This is a genomic window from Nonomuraea sp. NPDC049158 (assembly GCF_040648335.1).
Taxonomy (GTDB): domain Bacteria; phylum Actinomycetota; class Actinomycetes; order Streptosporangiales; family Streptosporangiaceae; genus Nonomuraea.
Window position 1 is genome coordinate 1 of sequence record NZ_JBEZDM010000083.1, and the last position, 5,695, is coordinate 5,695.

The 5,695-nt window shown below is 71.8% G+C and carries 6 protein-coding genes; 4 read left to right on the forward strand and 2 right to left on the reverse strand.

Going from position 1 to position 5,695, the window contains the following annotated elements; translation table 11 throughout:
• Window positions 1-768, reverse strand: a 768-nt coding sequence (locus tag AB0B61_RS57305; RefSeq protein ID WP_358450780.1) for an enoyl-CoA hydratase/isomerase family protein, incomplete at its 3' end; no start/stop codon positions are given.
• A 1-nt stretch (window position 769) separates the two neighbouring features.
• A complete protein-coding gene (gene paaZ, locus AB0B61_RS57310) occupies window positions 770-2,824 on the reverse strand; it encodes a phenylacetic acid degradation bifunctional protein PaaZ (RefSeq protein WP_358450783.1) in 2,055 nt (684 codons plus the stop codon).
• Between the two features lie 171 nt (window positions 2,825-2,995).
• Here paaZ and paaA point away from each other — a divergent pair, with 171 nt between their 5' ends.
• The 4 genes from paaA to AB0B61_RS57330 all read left to right on the forward strand — a co-directional run bounded on the left by paaA (window position 2,996) and on the right by AB0B61_RS57330 (window position 5,616).
• Window positions 2,996-3,994 carry a 1,2-phenylacetyl-CoA epoxidase subunit PaaA gene (paaA, locus tag AB0B61_RS57315; protein ID WP_358450786.1) on the forward strand — a complete coding sequence of 333 codons (999 nt, stop codon included), beginning with the start codon at window positions 2,996-2,998 and terminating at the stop codon, window positions 3,992-3,994.
• The gene (paaB, locus tag AB0B61_RS57320; protein WP_358450789.1) at window positions 3,991-4,284 is read left to right on the forward strand and encodes a 1,2-phenylacetyl-CoA epoxidase subunit PaaB; all 294 of its coding nucleotides are present in this window, start codon (window positions 3,991-3,993) and stop codon (window positions 4,282-4,284) included. The genes paaA and paaB overlap by 4 nt, the downstream gene beginning before the upstream one ends.
• A 64-nt stretch (window positions 4,285-4,348) precedes the next feature.
• Entirely contained in the window at window positions 4,349-5,266 is a 918-nt protein-coding gene (gene paaC, locus AB0B61_RS57325; protein WP_358450792.1) for a 1,2-phenylacetyl-CoA epoxidase subunit PaaC, read from the forward strand.
• On the forward strand, window positions 5,263-5,616 hold the full coding sequence (locus tag AB0B61_RS57330; RefSeq protein ID WP_358450794.1) for an iron-sulfur cluster assembly protein: 354 nt from the start codon (window positions 5,263-5,265) through the stop codon (window positions 5,614-5,616). Before paaC ends, AB0B61_RS57330 begins: the two co-directional genes overlap by 4 nt.
• The last annotated feature ends 79 nt before the right edge of the window (window positions 5,617-5,695 follow it).

The window sequence follows — 5,695 nt, forward strand, 5'->3', positions numbered from 1 at the left end:
GCCCAGGCCCAGCCGGGCCTGGGCGCGCGCCTCGGCCGTGAGTACCGTCCCGAGGTCCAGGTCCCAGGACTGCGCGATCAGCCGCTTGGACGCGGCGTACGCGGCGGTCGGGCCGGCCGCGAGCCCGGCCGCGAGCTCACGGCCCGCCATACCGACGTCCGCTCGTGGGACCACGCGGCCCGAGATCCCCCACGCGACGGCCTGCTGAGCGGTGAAGGACTCGCCGAGCAGGACGAGCTCCTTGGCCCGGGCCTCGCCGACCGCCCGGGTGAGCGTCGTGGACAGTCCGGAGTCGCACGTCAGCCCGATCCCGGTGAACGCCGTCGCGAAGACGGCCTCCTCGGCGAGGACGCGCAGGTCGCAGGCCAGCGCGAGAGCCAGCCCCGCGCCGACGCACGTACCGTTGACGGCCGCGACGACCGGCTTGCCCATCGTGGCCACGAGCCGGATGATCGGCGCGTAGTCCTCCTCGACGGTGTCGAACGCGTGCGCCGCGTCGGCGCGCAGGGCGGCCGCGTGCTCGGCGAGGTCCTGACCGACGCAGAAGGCGCTGCCCGCGCCGGTCAGCAGTACGGCGCGGACGGCGTCGTCGGACGCGGCCTCCTCGAGCGCCCGGCGCAACACCGTCTTCATTCCGGCGTCCAGCGCGTTGCGGCGATCCGGCCGGTTCAGGGTGAGAACGGCCACAGCCCCGTCACGTTCGACGGTGACCGAGGTCGCTTCACGCTCGGAGATGACCGGGGTCGCGTCCTGGCTCGGTCCGGACATGTCAGGCCTCCGGCGTGGACGTCGCCGGCCAGGTCTTCGCCACGAGGGTCAGCACGTCGTACGTGGCGACCGCCTGGCCGTCCTGGTTGGACACGACGGCGTCCCAGCGGACCTCGCCGTAGTCCGCGCCGCCGCGCGGGGTGATCTGCTTGACGGTCAGCGCCACGTCGATCGCGTCGCCGGGCTTGACCGGGGTGAGGAAGCGCAGTCCGTCGACGCCGAAGTTCGCCAGGACCGGTCCGGGCGCCGGGTCGACGAAGAGCCCGGCGGCCAGGGACACGACGAGGTACCCGTGAGCGACGATGCCACCGAACAGCGGGTTCCGCGCGGCGGCGGCGGCGTCGGTGTGCGCGTAGAAGGTGTCCCCGGTGAACTCGGCGAAGTGCTCGACGTCCGCGAGCGTCACCGTACGCGGCGCGGAGGCGATCGTGTCGCCCACGCGCAACTCCGCCAGGGACTTCCGGAAGGGGTGTACGCCGGAGTCGACGCGCGCGGAACCCGTCGTCCACCGTCCGGTGATCGCGGTGAGCTGGTCCGGGGAAGCCTGTACGGCGGTGCGCTGCATGTGGTGCAGCACCCCTCGGATGCCGCCGAGCTCCTCACCGCTGCCGGCCCGGCCGGGGCCGCCGTGGACGAGGACGGGCAGCGGCGAGCCGTGCCCGGTGGACTCCCCGGCGTCGTCCCTGTCCAGGACGAGGACGCGACCGTGCCACGGCGCCAGCCCGAGTACGACGGACCGCGCGACCTCCGGGTCGTGGGTGACGACGGAGGCGACGAGGCTCCCCTTGCCCCGGGCGGCGAGGGCGACCGCCGCCTCGACGCCGTCATAGGTGAGCACGGTGCTCACCGGGCCGAACGGCTCCACGTCGTGCGGCTCGCCGGCGCCGGGACGCGCGCGCAGCACGAGCGGGGTCATGAAGGCGCCGCGCTCGGGGTCGCCGTCGAGCAGGGCCGCGCCTCCGAGGTCGCCGAACACCACCTCGGCACCCGCCGTGAGCGCTTCGACGGCCTTGCGCACCTCGTCGCGCTGGCCGAGGCCGGCCAGCGGGCCCATCCGCACGTCCGGGTTGCGCGGGTCGCCGACGCTCACCTTCGCCAGGCGCGCCGTGAGCGCGTCAATCACCTGGTCGGCCATCGCCTCGGGTACGAGCACCCGGCGGATGGCCGTGCACTTCTGCCCCGCCTTGACCGTCATCTCGGTGACGACGCCCTTGACGAACAGGTCGAACTCCGGATCGTCCGGCAGTACGTCCGGCCCGAGGATCGAGCAGTTGAGCGAGTCCGCCTCGACGCCGAGCAGGACGCCGCCGTCGAGCACGTTCGGGTGGCGGCGCAGGACGCCCGCCGTGTGCGCCGAGCCGGTGAAGGCGACGGAGTCCTGGACCGTCAGCTCGTCGAGCAGCCCGCCCGCGCTGCCGGCGACCAGCTGGAGTGCCCCCTCCGGCAGGATGCCCGACTCGATGATCAGCCGGACGGCGAGTTCGGTGAGGTAGGCGGTCTGGCTCCCGGGCTTGACGATCGACGGCAGCCCGGCGAGGAAGGCCGGGGCCAGCTTCTCGAGCATGCCCCAGACCGGGAAGTTGAAGGCGTTGATCTGCACCGCGACACCCGGCCGCGAGGTGTAGAGGTGCTGGCCGACGAAGGTGCCGCCCTTGCCCAGGCGTTCGAGGCCGCCGTCGAGGAACACCGTGTCGTTCGGCAGCTCGCGAACGCCCTTGCTCGCGTAGCTGAACAGGGTGCCGATGCCGCCGTCCACGTCGACCATCGTGTCCCGCGAGGTGGCTCCAGTGCGTACGGACAGTGCGTAGAGCTCCTCCTTCCGCGCGATCAGGTGCTTGGCCAGCGCCTTGAGCAGCGCCGCCCGCTCGTGGAAGGTCAGGGATCGCAGCGCGGGTCCGCCGACGTCCCGGGCGTGCCGGACCATCGCCGCGACGTCCAGCCCACGGCTCGAGATTCGGGCGACCTCCTCACCCGTGGCGGCGTCGAGCAGAGGTTGCCCGTCGTCCGCCGCCCGGAACCACCGTCCTGCGGCGTAGCTCTCCAGCAGCGCGCTCACGCTGTCTCCTCTCTACGGTTTCTGCGGTTCTGCGGTTGGCGGGGGGCATCGGTCCTCTAGAACATTCCCCGTCACCGCGACCTGTTGCGCGGGACCCCCGACCCATGCGATGGTATTACTGACCGAGCGATAAGTAAATACGACCGCTGTCACCGATGTCTCGGAGGAAAGATGACCACGACTCCGGCGGAGCCGGAACTGGAGGAGCGGCTGCAGGCCGGGTTCGACGCGACCATCGCGCGTAACGACCGGATCGAGCCCCGCGACTGGATGCCGGACGACTACCGCAGGACGCTCGTACGCCAGATCGCCCAGCACGCGCACTCCGAGATCATCGGCATGCAGCCCGAGGGCGCCTGGATCGGACGCGCCCCATCCCTGCGCCGTAAGGCGATCCTCCTGGCCAAGGTGCAGGACGAGGCCGGGCACGGCCTCTACCTGTACTCGGCGTGCGAGACCCTCGGCGTCTCCCGCATCGAGCTGACCGAGCTGCTGCTGGCCGGCCGGCAGAAATACTCCTCGATCTTCAACTACCCGACGCTGTCCTACGCCGACGTCGGCACGATCGGCTGGCTCGTCGACGGAGCCGCGATCTGCAACCAGGTGCCGCTCTGCCGCACGTCTTATGGACCGTACGGCCGCGCCATGATCCGCATCTGCAAGGAGGAGTCCTTCCATCAGCGGCAAGGCTACGAGCTGCTCATGACGATGATGCGCGGCACCGACGCCCAGCGCGCCATGGTCCAGGAGTCGGTCGACCGGTTCTGGTGGCCGTCGCTGATGATGTTCGGGCCGCCGGACGGCGAGTCCCCCAACAGCGCGCGGTCGATGGCGTGGGGCGTCAAGCGCAACTCCAACGACGAGCTGCGCCAACGCTTCGTCGACATGACGGTCCCGCAGGCCGACGCGCTCGGGGTGACGCTGCCGGACCCCGACCTGCGCTGGAACGAGGAGCGCGGGCACCACGACTTCGGCGACCCGGACTGGGCGGAGCTCACCGCGGTCATCCGCGGCGACGGGCCGTGCAACGCCGAACGTCTGCGCCACCGCCGCACGGCCCACGAGGACGGCGCCTGGGTACGCGAGGCGGCATCGGCATTCGCGAACCGATCCGCCGAAGCGAACGGCTCGACGTCGGTGGGCCCGTCCGACGAGGGCGGTGCGCGATGAGCCCCGACCGGCGGGAATGGCCGCTCTACGAGGTGTTCGTCCGTGGCAAGCGCGGGCTCAACCACGTTCATGTCGGGTCGCTGCACGCTCCGGACGACGAGATGGCCCTGCGGCACGCGCGCGACGTCTACACGCGGCGCAACGAGGGCGTGAGCATCTGGGTCGTCCGGGCCGACGCCATCACGGCCTCCAGCCCGGACGAGAAGGACCCGCTGTTCGCGCCGAACGGCGACAAGGTCTACCGGCATCCGACGTTCTACGAGATCCCCGCGAACGTGCCGCACATGTGACCTGACCCGGCCGACCACTCTCCTGCTTATCCAGTCCACCGACACGTCCGGAAGGCGGACCACCATGAACGACGACCACGGCAGCGTCTTCGACGGCCTGATCGGCGGAGATTCCGCGCAGTGGGCGTTCGGCACCGATTTCGAGGACCCGCTGGCCGGTGTCGACACGACGGTGCCCGACGGCGTCGACCACGCCGAACTCGCCGCGTACTGCCTCATGCTCGGCGACGACGCGCTGATCATGTCGCAGCGCCTGTCCGAGTGGTGCAGCCGGGCGCCGGACCTCGAAGAGGACATCGCCCTGGCGAACATCGCCCTCGACCTCCTCGGGCAGGCACGCCTGCTCCTGGCGCGGGCGGCCGCCGCCGATCCCGGCGTCGTGCCCGTCCTCCCTGAGGGCTCACCGGTGCCGGCGGAGGACGCGCTGGCGTTCTTCCGTGACGCCGGGCGGTTCGGCAACGTACGCCTCACCGAGGTGGCGAACGGCGACTTCGCGCACGTCGTCGTACGCCTGCTGCTGTTCTCGGTGGCCCGGCTCGCGCTGCTGGAACGGCTGCGCGCGAGCACCGACACGGTGCTGGCCCACGTGGCGGCCAAGGGCGTCAAGGAGCTCACCTACCACCGGGACTGGGCGGCCCGCTGGTTCCTCACCCTGGCGCGGGGCACCGAGGAGTCGCGCCACAGGCTCGTCAGCGCCCTCGGCGAACTGTGGACGTACCAGCCCGAACTGGTCGCCGCGCACCCCGTCGAGCTCTCGCTCGCGCGGACCGGAGTCGGCATCGACCCCGCCACCATCCGTGGTGAGGTGGACGGCGTCCTCGACCAGGTGTTCGCCATGAGCGGCGTCGCCCGCCCGGACCTTCCGCCCCTGGCGGACGACGGCGGACGAACGGGCCGACATGGCACGCACACCGAGGCCCTCAGCGACTTGCTCGCCGAGATGCAGGTGGTCGCACGCGCACATCCGAGCGGGCGCTGGTGAGCGCCCAAGACCGCGCCGTCGAGATCACCGGGGCTGAGCGGGCGCCGGTGAGTAGCCGGGAGCGGGCCGCCGAGCTCGCCGGGCAGGTGCGTGATCCCGAGATGCCGATGCTGACCCTCGCCGACCTCGGCGTGCTGCGCGGGGTCGACGTCGAGCGGACGACGGACGGTGACGAGATCGTCGTCGCCTCGATCACCCCTACCTACACCGGCTGCCCGGCCATGGGCACCATGCGCGACGACCTGGTCCACCGGTTGAACGACGCGGGATTCCCGCGCGTCGAGGTGCGCGTCGTGCTCGACCCGCCCTGGTCGAGCGACTGGATCTCCGAGCGGGGCCGGGCCCAGTAGCGCTCGTCCTCCTCGCCCCCCGCCCGCCGGGCGTTGATCTCCCAGAGCGCGCCGCGTACCGACCACAGCATGCCCGCGG

Excerpts from the sequence above, each read along its gene's own strand:
- paaB (WP_358450789.1), top strand. The coding sequence starts at position 3,991 with ATGAGCCCCGACCGGCGGGAATGGCCGCTCTACGAGGTGTTCGTCCGT.
- paaC (WP_358450792.1), top strand. The coding sequence starts at position 4,349 with ATGAACGACGACCACGGCAGCGTCTTCGACGGCCTGATCGGCGGAGAT.
- paaA (WP_358450786.1), top strand. The coding sequence starts at position 2,996 with ATGACCACGACTCCGGCGGAGCCGGAACTGGAGGAGCGGCTGCAGGCC.